The sequence below is a fragment of the Micromonospora sp. NPDC049645 genome (assembly GCF_040675155.1).
Taxonomy (GTDB): Bacteria; Actinomycetota; Actinomycetes; order Mycobacteriales; family Micromonosporaceae; genus Micromonospora.
Genome location: NZ_JBFAOI010000003.1, coordinates 359,256 through 374,220 on the forward strand (window position 1 = coordinate 359,256; position 14,965 = coordinate 374,220).

13 protein-coding genes are annotated in these 14,965 nt (G+C 73.1%); 6 read left to right on the forward strand and 7 right to left on the reverse strand.

From position 1 onward, the window contains the following. Positions 1-74 precede the first annotated feature (74 nt). Positions 75-1,277, reverse strand: coding sequence for an FUSC family protein (locus AB0J33_RS10235; protein WP_363612380.1), 1,203 nt, complete (start codon positions 1,275-1,277; stop codon positions 75-77). Positions 1,278-1,416: 139 nt separating this feature from the next. Here AB0J33_RS10235 and AB0J33_RS10240 point away from each other — a divergent pair, with 139 nt between their 5' ends. Beyond that, the gene (locus AB0J33_RS10240; RefSeq protein WP_363611908.1) at positions 1,417-2,073 is read left to right on the forward strand and encodes a metal-dependent phosphohydrolase; all 657 of its coding nucleotides are present in this window, start codon (positions 1,417-1,419) and stop codon (positions 2,071-2,073) included. Here AB0J33_RS10240 and AB0J33_RS10245 read toward each other — a convergent pair. Continuing rightward, the gene (locus AB0J33_RS10245; protein WP_363611910.1) at positions 2,045-2,329 is read right to left on the reverse strand and encodes a DUF4031 domain-containing protein; all 285 of its coding nucleotides are present in this window, start codon (positions 2,327-2,329) and stop codon (positions 2,045-2,047) included. The genes AB0J33_RS10240 and AB0J33_RS10245 overlap by 29 nt on opposite strands. A gap of 68 nt (positions 2,330-2,397) precedes the next feature. On the opposite strand from AB0J33_RS10245, the gene AB0J33_RS10250 reads away from it, so the two are divergent. Then, a complete protein-coding gene (locus tag AB0J33_RS10250) occupies positions 2,398-3,798 on the forward strand; it encodes an FAD-linked oxidase C-terminal domain-containing protein (protein ID WP_363611912.1) in 1,401 nt (466 codons plus the stop codon). A gap of 10 nt (positions 3,799-3,808) precedes the next feature. Here AB0J33_RS10250 and AB0J33_RS10255 read toward each other — a convergent pair whose 3' ends face one another. Next, positions 3,809-4,345 carry a hypothetical protein gene (locus AB0J33_RS10255; RefSeq protein WP_363611914.1) on the reverse strand — a complete coding sequence of 179 codons (537 nt, stop codon included), beginning with the start codon at positions 4,343-4,345 and terminating at the stop codon, positions 3,809-3,811. Between the two features lie 88 nt (positions 4,346-4,433). Then, a complete protein-coding gene (locus AB0J33_RS10260; protein WP_363611916.1) occupies positions 4,434-6,302 on the reverse strand; it encodes a glycerol-3-phosphate dehydrogenase/oxidase in 1,869 nt (622 codons plus the stop codon). Between the two features lie 166 nt (positions 6,303-6,468). On the opposite strand from AB0J33_RS10260, the gene AB0J33_RS10265 reads away from it, so the two are divergent. The 3 genes from AB0J33_RS10265 to AB0J33_RS10275 all read left to right on the forward strand — a co-directional run bounded on the left by AB0J33_RS10265 (position 6,469) and on the right by AB0J33_RS10275 (position 10,431). Next, positions 6,469-9,102: a S8 family serine peptidase gene (locus tag AB0J33_RS10265; RefSeq protein WP_363611918.1), complete on the forward strand. Its 2,634-nt coding sequence runs from the start codon at positions 6,469-6,471 to the stop codon at positions 9,100-9,102. A gap of 69 nt (positions 9,103-9,171) precedes the next feature. Next, positions 9,172-10,104 (forward strand): GNAT family N-acetyltransferase, encoded by a 933-nt coding sequence (locus tag AB0J33_RS10270; protein ID WP_363611920.1) that lies wholly within the window; start codon positions 9,172-9,174, stop codon positions 10,102-10,104. A 78-nt stretch (positions 10,105-10,182) separates the two neighbouring features. Then, positions 10,183-10,431: a hypothetical protein gene (locus tag AB0J33_RS10275; protein ID WP_363611922.1), complete on the forward strand. Its 249-nt coding sequence runs from the start codon at positions 10,183-10,185 to the stop codon at positions 10,429-10,431. A gap of 56 nt (positions 10,432-10,487) precedes the next feature. Here AB0J33_RS10275 and groL read toward each other — a convergent pair whose 3' ends face one another. The 3 genes from groL to AB0J33_RS10290 form a co-directional block, all read right to left on the reverse strand. After that, positions 10,488-12,110, reverse strand: a complete 1,623-nt coding sequence (gene groL, locus AB0J33_RS10280) for a chaperonin GroEL (protein WP_030490078.1) — start codon at positions 12,108-12,110, stop codon at positions 10,488-10,490. 272 nt (positions 12,111-12,382) lie between these two features. Further along, positions 12,383-13,534: a hypothetical protein gene (locus tag AB0J33_RS10285; protein ID WP_363611924.1), complete on the reverse strand. Its 1,152-nt coding sequence runs from the start codon at positions 13,532-13,534 to the stop codon at positions 12,383-12,385. Positions 13,535-13,630: 96 nt separating this feature from the next. Further along, the gene (locus tag AB0J33_RS10290) at positions 13,631-13,834 is read right to left on the reverse strand and encodes a cold-shock protein (protein WP_363611926.1); all 204 of its coding nucleotides are present in this window, start codon (positions 13,832-13,834) and stop codon (positions 13,631-13,633) included. Between the two features lie 326 nt (positions 13,835-14,160). Between AB0J33_RS10290 and AB0J33_RS10295 the strand changes: the two genes are divergently transcribed. Further along, positions 14,161-14,691: a GNAT family N-acetyltransferase gene (locus AB0J33_RS10295; RefSeq protein WP_363611928.1), complete on the forward strand. Its 531-nt coding sequence runs from the start codon at positions 14,161-14,163 to the stop codon at positions 14,689-14,691. Positions 14,692-14,965: the final 274 nt, after the last annotated feature.

Here is a 14,965-nt window from a genome sequence, read left to right on the forward strand (position 1 = left end):
CCGGCCGGCGAGGGCCTCGCGCTCAACCGACCCGCGGGGGGCCTCGCGCTCAACCGACCCGCGGGGGCTCGCGCTCAACCGATCGGCGGGGCGGTGGGTGGCTTCGGCCGCTCGGCGGGCTCGGCGGCCTCACCGACCGGTCGTTCCTGCTCCCCGAAGGCGGTGCGGATCCACCGGTTCGCCTCCTCCTGCTCGATCCCGGAGGCGACCAGCAGATCGCTGGCCGTGGTCCGGATCTGGGCGATCACCACACTGCCGGAGAAGCCGACCCCCTCGCCGTACGCCCGGCCGGCCTCGCTGACCGCCCGCAGCGACCGCTCCCGGGCCTTGTCCGGCTGCTCGCCGGCGGCGAACTCGTGTTTGAGCAGCCGGACCGACTCGGCGAGGTGACCGATCGCGTCCGGCATCGGATCGGGCACCGGTTCCTCGTCCTCGATCAGCGTGACGGACCGACGGATCAACGTGCCGCTGTTGCGCATCGCCCGGTCGATCGGGTCGGCAGCCTCCGCGTAGTGGGTCAGCTCGTCGCGCCGGTGCCAGCGCGCCGGGGAGAGGGTGGCGGTCTCCTTCGCGCCCTGGATCGCCTCACCCAACGTGGCGAGTTCCTCCTTGTTGTTGCGCAGCCGATCCAGTGCCCTCTGGATGCTGGCTCGATCTCGGCCGCGCAGCCCGTCGGCGGTGATGTCGAGCTGAGTGGCGAGCAGGTCCAGCGCCGGTCGGGCCGCCCGATTGATCACACGCAGCGGGTTCAGTGGCAGCAACACCGCCGTGACCAGCAACGCGATCCCCCCTCCGAGGAACGCGTCGACGAAGCGTGGGATCTCCAGGTTCTGGGTGGAGGGGCTCAGCGTGACGATCAGCACCGCCGTGGCCGCCGCCTGGATGACGATCGCCACGCTCGCTCCGGCGAAGATCGTGAGCAGGATCGCCACGGTGACCACCAGGCCGAGCTGCCACGCTCCGGTGCCGAGCAGGTAGATCAGGAGGTCGCCGATGGCCACCCCGATGCCCACCCCGGCGATCAACTCGACGGTTCGGCGGAACCGCTGGCCGACCGACGCGGCCAGGGTGCCGACCGCGGAGATCGGCGCGAAGACCGGTTGCGGGTTGCCCAGCACCTTGTGCGAGATCAGGTACGCCAGTCCGGCGGCCAGCCCGGCCTGCACGGCGAGTCCGCCGGCCATGCGTACCCGGTGCAGCCGGTCGTGCAGGGTGGCCCGGCCGCGGTGGCGCAGCTCTTCGGTGGCCTCGGCGATCCGTGCGCCGTCGACGTCCACCAGCCCGTCGCGAAGCCGGGCACGTCGCACCAATGGAGATCGTTTGTCCCGGGCCACGGCCATGGGCGCGACTACCCGTGGTGGACCCGCTGAATCCTCCCTCCCCGCGCGTCACGGGCGGATGGGGCAGACTCGGGCCGTGGTTGATCTGCTGGACCGGTGGCGGGCCGCGGCCCGGGGTGCCGGCGCGGGGCCCGAACCGCACACGACCCGGGCCGGGGAGCAGTTGCTCGCCCGGTGGCGGGAGCCGCACCGGCACTATCACACGGTGGCCCACCTGACGGCGGTGCTCGACGTGGTGGACCAGCACGCCGACCTGGCCGGTCGGGCCGACGTGGTCCGGCTGGCGGCCTGGTTCCACGACGCGGTCTACGACCCTCGGGCCGCCGGCGACGCCAACGAGCGGGACAGCGCCGCGCTGGCCGAGCGTGTGCTCACCGGGCTCGGGGTGCCGGCGCCCACGGTGGCCGAGACGCACCGGCTGGTGCTGCTCACCGCCGGGCACGCCGTGACCCCGGGCGACCGGGACGGCGCCCTGCTCTGTGACGCGGATCTGGCCGTGCTGGCCGCGCCGACCGCCGCCTACCAGCGTTACGCGGCGGCGATCCGCCGGGAGTACGCCCACGTGCCGGAGCCGGCCTTCCGGGCCGGGCGGGCCGCGGTGTTGACCGGCCTGCTGGCGCTGCCGGCGCTGTTCCGGTCACCCCCGCTGGCGAGCCGGTGGGAGGAACCCGCCCGGGACAACGTGCGCCGCGAGCTGGCCACGCTCACCGAGGGGCCGCAGGACGCGGGCTGACCAGGTGCTTCGGGCGTCGCAGGCCGGCGGCGCGGAGCAAGCGGACCAGCTCCCGACTCGGCACCACCTGGGCACCGAGCCACACCGCCGCCGCGAACCGGTCGGCCGGGATGTCGTAGTGGTCCCGGTCGAAGCCGCGCCGGGGCGCGCCGAGTGCCTCGGCGAAGGCGTGCAGCTCGGCGTACGACACGTCGCTGATCAGGTGTGACCAGAGCCGACCACGCCACGGCCAGGCCGGCCGGTCCAGGTAGAGCATGGTGCCCAAGTTATCCCGCGCAGTCGATCATGTTGATGATCGCCGGTCCGCGACCTAGCCTCGGCTGCATGGCCCCCACCGCGCTCCTCGACGACCTGCGCGCCGCGCTCGGTGACGACGCCGTGCTCACCGACCCGGACCTGCTGCGCGTGCACCAGCGGGACGAAGCCGACCTGTGCGCCGCCGGCGTTCCGCTGGTGGTGACCCGCCCGCGCAACACCGAGCAGGTGGTCGCCGTGGTCCAGGCCGCGGCACGGCACGGCGTACCGGTGGTGCCGCAGGGCGCGCGGACCGGGCTGGCCGGCGCGGCCAACGCGGTGGACGGCGCGGTGGTGCTCAGCACCGTCGCGATGAACGAGATCCGGGAGATCGACCCGGTGAGCCGGATCGCGGTGGTCCAACCGGGGGTGGTCAACGCGGCGCTGGCCGCAGCGGTGGCCAAGCAGGGCCTCTGGTACCCGCCGGACCCCGGCTCCTGGGAGTCGTCCACGATCGGCGGCAACGTGGCCACCAACGCCGGCGGCATGTGCTGTGTGAAGTACGGCGTGACCACCGAGTACGTGCTGGGCCTGGAGGTGGTGCTCGCCTCCGGCGAGGTGCTGCGCACCGGGCGGCGTACGGCCAAGGGGGTGGCCGGCTACGACCTGACCCGGTTGTTCGTCGGTTCGGAGGGCACCCTCGGGGTGATCACCGAGGTGACCGTGGCGCTGCGCCCCGCCCCGGCCGACTCACTGACCCTGGTGGCGGTCTTCGGGTCCACCGCCACGGCCGGCGCGGCGGTGGCCGAGATCGCGGCTCGCGGGCTCACCCCCAGCCTGCTGGAGTTGCTGGACCAGACCCACCTGCGGGCGATCGAGGCGTACCAACCGATGGGGTTGCGGACCGACGCGCAGGCCCTGCTGCTGGCCGCCGCCGACACCGGCCCCCGGGCGGCGGACGACCTGGCCGCGCTGGCCGAGGTGTGCACGGCGGTGGGCGCCGACGAGGTCTACGCGGCCACCGACGCGGTGGAGGCGGCGGCGCTTCTCCAGGCCCGCCGGTTGGCCCACCCGGCGATGGAGAGGTTCGCGGCCGACACCTATCCGGGCGGCAACGGCGGTCTGGTGATCGACGACGTCGCGGTACCGCGCGGCGCGCTCGCCGCGCTACTGGACGGGGTCGCCCGGATCGCGGTCGAGTGCGAGGTGCCGATCGGGGTGGTGGGGCACGCCGGGGACGGCAACATGCACCCGAACATCGTGGTCGACCGGGCCGACCCGGCGAGCGTACGGCGGGGCCGGCGCGCGTTCGACGAGATCATGCGGCTCGGCCTGGACCTGGGCGGCACGTGCACCGGCGAACACGGGGTGGGGCTGCTGAAGCGGGACTGGTTGGCCCGGGAGATCGGGCCGGTCGGGGTCCGGGTGCACCAGGCGATCAAGTCCGCGCTCGACCCGGCCGGCCTGCTCAACCCGGGCAAGGTGCTCTGACCGGCTGCGGTCAGCCCTGGACCTCGGCGGGGGTCGCCTGGGTGAGCAGCAACAGGATCTCACCGGCCACCGGCGTGCGCTCCTCGCCGGGGCAGTCCTGCGAGGTGATCAGCCCGGTCGAGGTGATGAGACTGGACGTGAGCGCGTCGATGCAGGTGGTCCGGTACCGCCGGGCCTGATCGGTCTCGTCGGCGAGCGCCGGGTTGGCGAGCAGCACCTGGAGCCGTTCGGTCAGCTCCGGTGCGAGGGTGCCTCGGGAGGTGACCCCGTCGCCGGCGCAGTCGTTGCACTGCCACGCACCGTTGCGCTCGACGCTCAGGGTGCGCAGTGGGCCGTCTTCGCCGAGCCGTTGGATGAGGCTGACCTGGCCGGCGGCGACCGTGGCGGGAATCTCCAGCTGCGGTTGGCCGCCCACCGCGCCGCCGGACGGTTGTGCCTGGGGCGTGCCCGGCTTGTCCCGGTCGAAGAGTGAACACCCGGTCAGAGCACCGACGAGCGCAAGGGCGAGGAGGGGTACGAGTAGACGAGGGTGCGCGCGGGGTAGCACGCGCGGAAACCTACCCCACCGTAGGTAGCGTCCGAAACCACCATCCGGGTCGGTATCGATGGTTACCCATTGGTAACGTCGCAATTCGTCATCGAGCGGACGGGCGCAGCTCCGCCTGATCGTCGTCGCCACCCCGGTCGGCCGCGTAACCCCGGACGTCCGGAGCGCCGAGCCGGGCCGCGTCCGCCGCCGCGTCGTCCGGCATCAACTGGGACTGCCGCTCCGCCTCCACCCGGGCGCGGTAGTGCTCGACCTCGCGTGCCCGGGTGGCCGCGTCCCAACCGAGCACCGCGCCCATCAACTCGGCGGTGTGCTCCGCCGACTCCAGCCCCCGGTGGCTGGTCTCGAACGAGATCCGGGTCCGCCGGGTCAGCACGTCCTCCAGGTGCAACGCACCCTCGGCCCGCGCCGCGTAGGCGACCTCCGCCGCCAGATACTCAGGAGCACCGGCCAGCGGGGACGCCAGCAGCGGATCGGCGTCGACCAGCGCCAGCAGATCCAGGGTGAGGGTGCCGTACCGCTCCAACAGGTGCTCCACCACGCCCACCGGCACGCCGTGCCGGCGCGCCAGGTCGGCCCGGTCCCGCCACATCGCCGGGTACCCGTCCGCGCCGAGCAGCGGCAGGTCGGCGGTACGCGACGAGCGGGCGCCGCCGAGCCGGCGGGCGGCCCGGTCGACCACGTCGGACGCCATCACCCGGTACGTCGTGTACTTGCCACCGGCCACCAGCAGCAGCCCGAGCATCGGCTCGAAGACGGCGTGCTCACGGGAGAGCTTCGAGGTCGAGTCGGCCTCCCCGGCCAGCAGCGGTCGCAGCCCGGCGTACACCCCCTCAATGTCGGCGGTGGTCAGCGGCCGGTCCAGCACGGTGTTGACCTGCTGGAGCAGGTAGTCGATGTCGCGGGCCGAGGCGGCCGGGTGGGACCGGTCCAGTCGCCAGTCGGTGTCCGTCGTGCCGATGATCCAGTGCCCGCCCCACGGAATGACGAAGAGCACCGAACTCGCCGTACGCAGGATGAGCCCGGTCTCGCCGGTGATCGCCGAGCGGGGCACCACCAGGTGCACCCCCTTGGAGGCGCGCACCCGAACACCCGGCCGTAGGCCCACGTCGTTGAGCATTCGGGACATGTCGTCGCTCCACACCCCGGTGGCGGCGATGACGGTACGAGCCTGCACCTCGAACTCCGCGTCCGGCGAGCCCGGCGGCGCCTCCAGATCCCGTACGCGCACCCCGGTCACCTCACGCGCCTGCCGGATCAACCCGACGGCGCGGGCACTGCTCACCACCGTGGCGCCGAGGCTGGCGGCGGTGCGGGCCAGGGTGACCACCAGCCGGGCGTCGTCGACCTGCCCGTCGTAGTAGCGGATCGCCCCGGCGAGCGCGTCGGCCCGCAGACTCGGGAAGATCCGCCGGGCGCCCTCCCGGGTCAGGTGCCGGTGCAGGGGCATGCCCCGGCCACCGCCGAAGACCCCGGCGAAGGCGTCGTACGCGGCCACCCCGGCGCCGTAGTAGGAGCGGCGGAAGACCCGGGCGGGCAGGTCCCGCAGGCCCCGCCCGGCCGGCAGCGGCACCATGATCGGCACCGGACGGACCAGGTGCGGCGCGAGCCGGGTGGCCAGCAGGCCGCGCTCGGTGAGCGCCTCGTGCACCAGGTGGAACTCCAACTGCTCCAGGTAGCGCAGGCCACCGTGGATCAGCTTGCTGGACCGGCTGGAGGTGCCCGCGGCGAGGTCACGCGCCTCGACCAGCGCCACCTTCAGGCCCCGGGACGCCGCGTCCAGGGCCGCGCCGGCACCGGTCACCCCGCCACCGATGACCAGCACGTCGAAGCGCTCGGCGCGCAGTCGACGCAGGTCGGACGCACGGCGGACCGGTGAGAGCTGACCGGCGACGGATCGGGAAACGTTGGGGTCGCGCACCCATCCACGGTAGCCGCCCTGCCCCGGTGCCGACATTCGCCGCCCGCCCGGGGACCTGCACGCCTCGTCGACGATGACGCCTCGCTGCCGCCGACCCGAGCCGCTCGATCTGGTCGACGGCCGGCAGACGTACGTTTCGAGTTCCGCCCGTCGATGAGGCAGTCGATCCGAAACCGTTCACCGTGGTCGTAAGGTTCTCGGAATGCAAGGTCAGCCTGGGTACCCCGGAGTCAGCGCCCGCAATTCCCCGTGGCCAGTCGTCGCGGCCGTGCTGGTCGGCTGCTGGACGGTCGCGGTCACCGTGGGCACCCAGACCGGTGGCTGGCTCACCGATCAGGTGCTGCTGGGCTTCGGACGGGACCGACTCGGGTGGCTCTGGCCGCTGCTCGGCCTGGCCACCGTCGTGCTGGTGGGCACACCCGCCCTGCTGTTGGCCGTGCTACCCAGGTCGGCCGCGGTCCGGGCCACCGGCCGGGCCTGGCTGGTCGCGGCACTGGCCCTCGGGTTGCTCACCCTGCTCCGGGTCGTGCCGCCGGTGCACCACGAGGCGTATCTCGCCGCGCTTGCCGGCGCGGCGCTGCTCAGCGCGATCGCCGCCCGCTGGTCGATGCGACGGTCGACTCGTTCGCGTGTCGGCACCGCGCCCGACACCACCGCGCCCGACGCCACCGCGCCGACGTCCGTCGACGGCACCGGTGGCGCGGCCCTGGACGCCGACGCCACCCGAGCCGAGGCCACCGCCATCCCGGGGCCGAACGCCGACGCCACCCGAGCCGAGGCCGCCGGTGGCGCGGCCCTGGACGCTGACACCGCTGCGACGGCCGGCGAGGGGTCGGAGCCGGTCGGCCGGCGGGGGTCGCGGCAACCCGGCGCGGTGCCGCTGCTCGCGGTCGCCGCCGGGTTGGCGCTGCTGCTGCCGTGGGCCTGGCTGGGCGCGCTCGGCGGCCTGCTGGAGACCGTGCTCGCGCTGCTGGCGGCGACCGCGCTCGGGGCGCTGGCCAGCACCCTGCTGGACGCGACCTTCTGGTCCCGGTTCGCGGTGGGACGGCCGCCTCGGCCGACGCGACTGGTACTGGTGGGCGGCCTGGTCGCCGGGGTCGGGCTGCTGCTGCTCGCGGCCGGGACCGGCCAGTCCGGCGCACAGTTGCCCGCGCTGTTGACCCTGCCGCCGGTCGGCTTCGCCCTGGCCGCGCTCTGGGCCGCGGCCTGGCGGTCCACCGCCGACCCCGCCGAGGCCACCCGGGCCGGCCGCACGGCAACCGGCTGGCTCGTGGGCCTGGCCGCACTCGGCCCGCTGGCCTTCACCGACCCGGAAGAGATCACCCTGCTGCTGGTCGGCACCCGGGACGTCCCGTTCTGGGTGGCGGCCGCCGCCGGCGCCGGGCTCGCCGTCGCGGTCCTGGTCGCCGTCGGGTACGCGGTGCTGCTGGCCCGGCCGACGGCGGGCGCCCCGAACCGGCGGGCCGCCGCGGTGGCGGCCGTGCTGCTGGTGGTGGCGTTCGGCGTGGTCGACCTCGGCCCCGGCCAGCCGGGCCTCTACGGCGAGCGGCTCTTCGTGGTGCTGCGCGCGCAGGCCGACCTGAGCGGTCTGCCGGTCGGCACGGGGCGAGTCGGGCGGGACGCCCGCGCGGCGGAGGTCTACCGGCGGCTCGTGACGACCGCCGAGCAGAGCCAGGGCGACCTGCTCCGAGGGCTGCACCGACTTCGCCTCGACCCGGTGTCGTACTACCTGGTCAACGCCGTCGAGGTGGACGGCGGCCCGGCGGTGCGGGTCTGGCTCGCCCGCCGACCGGAGGTGGCCCGGGTGCTGGTCAGCCAGCGTTTGCGCCCCCTGCCGGCTCCGGCCGGGCAGAGTCGGGGCAGCGCGCCCAAACCCACCGGGCCGGAGTGGAACATCCGGCAGATCGGCGCCGACCGGGTGTGGTCCCAACTGCGGGTCACCGGCACGGGCGTCGTGGTCGGCAGCTCCGATTCGGGGGTGGACGGCACCCATCCGGCGCTGCGAGCCGGGTTCCGTGGTGGGAACGACTCCTGGTACGACCCGTGGGACGGCACCCGGAGCCCCACCGACCAGGGCGGGCACGGCACTCACACGGTGGGCAGCGCGGTCGGGCGGGACGGCATCGGGGTGGCGCCGGACGCGCAGTGGGTGGGCTGCGTCAACCTGGACCGCAACCTCGGCAGCCCCGGGCACTACCTGGACTGTCTCCAGTTCATGCTGGCGCCCTTTCCGGCCGGTGGCGACCCGTTCGCCGACGGCCGGCCGGAGCGCGCCCCGCAGGTGCTGACCAACTCGTGGGGCTGCCCGCCCATCGAGGGCTGCGACCGTCGGGTCCTGCTGCCGGCCACCGCCGCACTGGACGCCGCCGGAATCTTCGTGGTCGCCGCGGCCGGCAACACCGGCCCGTGGTGCGGGTCGATCGACGACCCGCCGGCCCCGTACGCGGACGTGCTGACCGTGGGCGCGGTGGACGCCCAGCGGCGGGTCGCGGAGTTCTCCTCGCGGGGGCCGGTGCCGGGCGGCAGCGGCAAGCCGGACGTGCTGGCACCGGGGGTGGGCGTGGTGTCGGCCATGCCGGGCGGCACGTACGCCGCGCTGGACGGCACGTCGATGGCGACCCCGCAGGTGGCCGGGGTGGTCGCGCTGATGTGGTCGGCGAACCCAGCGCTGGTCGGCGACGTGGCCCGGACCCGGCAGATCCTGCGGGACACCGCCACGGCGGCGACGCCCACCTATCGCTCCGACAGCCCCTCCGACGCCTGCGGTGATCCGTCGAACGTCACCGGCGCCGGCCAGGTCGACGCCTACGCCGCCGTGCGCGCCGCCCAGCAATAGGAAGCTTTCCTTCCTGAGGCGTCGGGTGGGGGTGCGGCCCCCGCACCTGGTGATCTAGGGTCGGCGACCATGGACGCCGAGATCACCGTCACCGAGCTGACCGCCGACCTGGCCCCCACCGTGGTACGGCTCTGCGAGCAGGCTCTCGACCTGCCCGAGGACGCCGCCGAGGCGGCCGCCATCGTGGACGTGCTCTGGCCCCGGGCCGCCGCCGACCGGCCGGTGGTCGGGCTGGGCGCGTACCGGGGCGGGGACTTGGTCGGGGTGCTGATCTGCTCGGTGTCGTCGACCGAGCCGGGGATCGGGCATGTGGACCTGGTCGTGGTCCGTGCGGATCAGCGCCGTCGGGGCGTCGGCCGGGCGCTGCTCCGGCGGGCCGAACGGGTGCTCGCCGAGCGCGGGGCGACCGAGGTGCTGCTGGCCGGCAATCCGCCGTACTACGCGTGGCCGGGCATCGACGTCCGCTACACGCCGGCGGTCTGCGCCGCCCTCGCGCTGGGTTACCAGCAGGACCGGACCGCCTGGAACATGACCGCCGACCTGTCGTACGACGGGTCGCCGGCACTGCGGTCCACCGAGGCGACCGAGCGGCGGTTGGCCGATCAGGGCGTCACCGTACGCCGGGCGGAGCCGGCGGACCTGCCGGCGCTGACGGCGTTCGCCCGGTCCACCTTCGGGGGCACCTGGGACGGCGAGCTGGCCGGGTCGGTGGGTCGCCCCGACGCCGGTTGCCACCTGGCGGAGCGCGACGGCGAGGTGCTCGGCTTCGCCGCGTACGGGTCGTCGCGGCCGAGTTGGTTCGGGCCGATGGGCACCGCACCGGCCGCCGAGGGGTCCGGCATCGGTGGTGTGCTGTTGCGGCGCTGCCTACGTGACCAGCGGGCGGCAGGGCTGGACCGGGCGCAGATCGGCTGGGTGGGGCCGGTGCCGTTCTATTCGGGCAGCGCGGGCGCACGGGTCGAACGGGTCTTCTTCCTGTACCGACGGACCCTGGCCGGATAACCGGGGCAAACGGGACATAGATCCATTCGCCCGCATCGGCCATCGACGCCCCCTACCGTTTCGGTAGAGGAGGCAGCCATGACCACGGATGACAACCAGACCGAGGACGGCCCGCCGATCACCTGGAAACCGGTAGGTGAACTCCCCGGCCAACTGCCGTTCGACCGGCTCGACTACGGCGATGCCGAGCAACTGGCCGAGATGACCACCGACGGTGAGCCGCCGCTGGTCGAGGAGCCGCAGGAGATGGTGGACGCGCCGATCCAGTTGCCTCCGCCGTACAACCGGGCACAGAAGCGGCGCAACCAGCGCCCACTGCCCACCTGACGACGAACGGGGCGGACCGCGTCAGCGGCCCGCCCCGTCCGGTGTCGGAACTGGACTCAGAAGTCCATGTCCCCGCCACCCGGGCCAGCCGGGGCAGCCGGGGTCTTCTCCGGCTTGTCCGCGACAACGGCCTCGGTGGTGAGGAAGAGCGCCGCGATGGAAGCGGCGTTCTGCAGCGCCGAGCGCGTCACCTTGGCCGGGTCGATGATGCCCGCGGCCAGCAGGTCGACGTACTCGCCGTTGGCGGCGTTGAGACCGTGACCCGCTTCGAGGTTACGGACCTTCTCCACCACGACGCCGCCCTCGAGGCCGGCGTTGACGGCGATCTGCCGCAGCGGGGCGTCCAGCGCGACCTTGACGATGTTCGCACCGGTCGCCTCGTCGCCGACCAGGTCGAGCTTGTCGAAGGCGGTCTTGCCGGCCTGCACCAGCGCGACGCCACCACCCGGGACGATGCCCTCCTCGACGGCGGCCTTCGCGTTGCGAACGGCGTCCTCGATGCGGTGCTTGCGCTCCTTGAGCTCGACCTCGGTGGCCGCGCCGACCTTGATCACCGCAACGCCGCCGGCCAGCTTGGCCAGCCGCTCCTGCAGCTTCTCCCGGTCGTAGTCGGAGTCGCTCTTGTCGATCTCGGCCCGGATCTGGTTGACCCGACCCTGGATCTGCTCGGCGTCACCGGCACCGTCGACGATGGTGGTCTCGTCCTTGGTCACCACGACCTTGCGGGCGCGGCCCAGCATGTCGAGGCTGGCGGCGTCGAGCTTGAGGCCGACCTCCTCGCTGATGACCTGGCCACCGGCGAGGATGGCGATGTCGGTCAGCATGGCCTTGCGGCGGTCACCGAAGCCCGGCGCCTTGACGGCGACCGACTTGAAGGTGCCACGGACCTTGTTGACCACCAGGGTGGCGAGGGCCTCGCCCTCCAGGTCCTCGGCGATGATCAGCAGCGGCTTGCCCGACTGCATGACCTTCTCCAGGATCGGGAGCAGGTCCTTCACCGACGAGATCTTGCTGTTGGCGATCAGGATGTACGGGTCGTCGAAGACGGCCTCCATACGCTCCGGGTCGGTCATGAAGTAGGCCGAGATGTAGCCCTTGTCGAAGCGCATACCCTCGGTGAGCTCCAGCTCCAGCCCGAAGGTGTTGCTCTCCTCGACGGTGATGACGCCTTCCTTGCCGACCTTGTCCATCGCCTCGGCGATGATCTCGCCGACGGTGCTGTCGCCAGCGGAGATGGAGGCGGTGGAGGCGATCTGCTCCTTGGTCTCGACGTCCTTGGCGAGCTTGGACAGCTCCTCCGAGACGCTCGCGACCGCAGCCTCGATGCCCCGCTTCAGGGCCATCGGGTTGGCGCCAGCGGCCACGTTGCGCAGGCCCTCGCGAACCAGGGCCTGGGCCAGGACGGTCGCCGTCGTCGTGCCGTCACCGGCGACGTCGTCGGTCTTCTTGGCGACCTCCTTGACCAGCTCAGCGCCGATCTTCTCGTACGGGTCCTCGAGCTCGATCTCCTTGGCGATGCTCACACCATCGTTGGTGATGGTGGGGGCACCCCACTTCTTCTCGAGCACGACGTTGCGGCCCTTCGGGCCGAGGGTCACCTTTACGGCGTCGGCGAGCTGGTTCATGCCCCGCTCGAGGCCGCGGCGCGCCTCTTCGTCGAAAGCGATCATCTTGGCCATACGGCGTTGTCCTCCTGGACACTCACGGGCCACCCGAGATGTGTGCCCCGGATGGGCCGCCTGGTGTACGCACCTTGGGACGTCGCCACCTGGCGACGACGACGTCCTTCGGCCGGGCCGGATAGCCCGCGACGACCGGCCATGTGCCGCCCCGACGTCTCCACGCCGGTGCAACCTGGCCCCACCGTCCCGACCATTGGCACTCACGGTATGCGAGTGCCAATGACTTGTTTAGCACTCTCCCCTGCCGAGTGCAAGCACGATGGGGGCGCTCAGCCGAGTTCCGCAGCCAGTCCGGGGCTGTTCACCGGCGCCTCATGGGCGCGCTGCTCGGCGTACGTCACCAGCAGACCGACCATCTGGGCGAGATGGGCGGGCAGGGCCAGCACGGCGGTGATCCCGATCACCACCACCGCCCCGACCGCCGTACCCGGCGACGCCAGCGGATCGGTACCGAGCGCGGAGGTGCCCACCCCCTCCAGACCACCGGGGATCAACGTGCCGACGATCACCGCGAGGACCACCAGGGCCACCCGGCCGAGCAACAGACCGAGCCGGTCGTGGAACATCCGGAACGATCGACCCATCGGGTTGTGGCGTTCGAAGAGGTAGACCGGACCGGCCATGCTCAGCGCGAAGGCCAGGTAGATGCCGGGCAGCACGCAGAAGCAGAAACCGACGCCGATGAGCACGCTGATCAGCAGGGTCCAACCCCACAGCCCGAGCGCCCGACGCAGGCCGTAGCGCAGCGCCGACTCCAGGCTGGCGGGCTGACCGGCCGCCTGCCGGGTGATCACCCAGGTGCCGGCGGCCCACCCGACGGCCTGCACCAACCCGACCAGCAGGCTGCCGCCGACCAGCACCACCACGAGGCTCAACAGCTCGACGGCGAAGTTGTCCGGCAGCGCGGCGGTCGGGCTCGACTCGGCCTGAGCAGCCCAGTTGGCCGACGGGTCCACGCCAAGGGAGATCACCGAGAGCACCGCCGCGGGCAGCACCTGGGTGAGCAGCATGATGGGCACCAACTGCCGCCACCCCCGGCGCAGCGCTCCCCCACACCGGTTGAACCAGCCACCGATGCCGGCGCCGGGCGGGGTGACCAGGGCGTCGTTCGGGTCGTACCCGTAACCCGGCGGGTACCAGCCGGCCGACGGCCCCGGATACCACGGCTGCCCGCCATACGGCCCCGCGCCCGGTGGGTAGCCCCCGGTGGGCGGGAACGCCCATCCCTGCGGCGGCGGGGTCGCACCCCAGGCACCCTGGGCGGGATCCCAGCCCGGTGGTGGGCCGGCCGGAGGCACGGCGGGCTGCCAGCCGGGTGGCGGGCCGGCGGGGCCGGATCCGCCGGCGGGCGAGGAAGGGTCGGACGGGCCCGGTTCACCCGGCCCGGAGGACGGCGTGGGCGGGGGTGGCTGGTCAGTCATGAACGCTCCTCGGCATCGGCTGGAACGGTTCACGATCTTCCCGGCTGCACCGCTTCGCCGCAGCCCCGACTCGCGGGGGCCGATCGGCCAGGAATGTCAGCCGACGACGCGTACGTGCTCCGCCTGTGGGCCCTTCTGGCCCTGGGCGATCTCGAACTCGACCCGCTGACCGTCGTCCAGCGCCTTGTAACCGTCCATCTCGATCGCGGAGAAGTGGACGAACACGTCCTGACCGCCGTCGACGGCGATGAAGCCGTAGCCCTTTTCGGCGTTGAACCACTTCACGGTGCCCTGTGCCACGGTGCACTTCCCTCACTCTGCGCGGTGTTGCCTGACCCGGCGCACGGCGCGGCCGGGCGCCCCGGACCACCGACTCAGCGATCGATGACCGCCATTGAAAAAGGTGACCGAAATCGCACGCTACACGAGCAGTGACAGCCGCGCACGGCCACAAATCGGACACACTCCGGGGCTGCCCCACCGCACCGATCGACCGGATTCTCGACCCCGCCCCACTCACCAGTACGAGTGCGAGTCGAGGGGCCGCCGCACCCTCGCCGCCGAGGCGTCCGCGATCGGACACAGCTCTCGAATTGGTGTCCACCCCCTGTGGTAGGCATGCGGGCATGACCACCGACACCGGCTCGACCGCCCTGCGGCACGCGGAGATCCGCCGGGTCCGGCCAGAGGACGCCGCCCGGATGCGGGCGCTGCGCCTGGAGATGCTCGCCGACGCGCCGTTGGCCTTCCTGGAAACCCTGGCGGACGCGGCAGCCCGACCGCACAACGAGTACGCCGCCCGGGTCGCGTACACGTCCGCCGGTTCCAGCAACGCGCAGTTCGTCGCCGACCCGGGCGGCCGGCTGGTCGGGCACGCCGGTGGCACCGCCGCCCCGGACGAACCCGGGCTGACCGTGATCTACGCCGTGTACGTCACCCCGACGTGGCGGGGCAGCGGGCTGCTCGGCCAGCTGATCGACGGGGTGGCCGCCTGGTCGCGGTCCTGCGGCCGCCCGGATCTGCTGCTGGAGGTGGTGGTCGGCAACGACCGCGCCTACCGCGCCTACCAGCGTCTGGGCTTCGAGGACACCGGGGTACGGGTCCCGCACCCCACCATCCCCGCCCTGACCGAACTACAGATGCGCCGCCCGGCCTGACCCGGGCCGGTCCCGTCCACGAGCCGCCGCGCCGCGCCGGTGGCCATGATCGTGCTGCAACCAGGATCCAGTGGTAACCCACCAGCGGGAGGCCCCTACATCCTGGATCGAGCACGATCATGGGTGGTGAGGCAAGGCTCCTGACCGGTCCCGTCGGCGACCACCGTGCCCACGGCGGGGTTTCCGGGGCAGCCCGCCCCGCTCCGGGCGGTCAGGCTTGATCCCTGCGCGGGTCGGGCTGCCCCGGAAACCCCCGACCGCAACCAACGAGGCC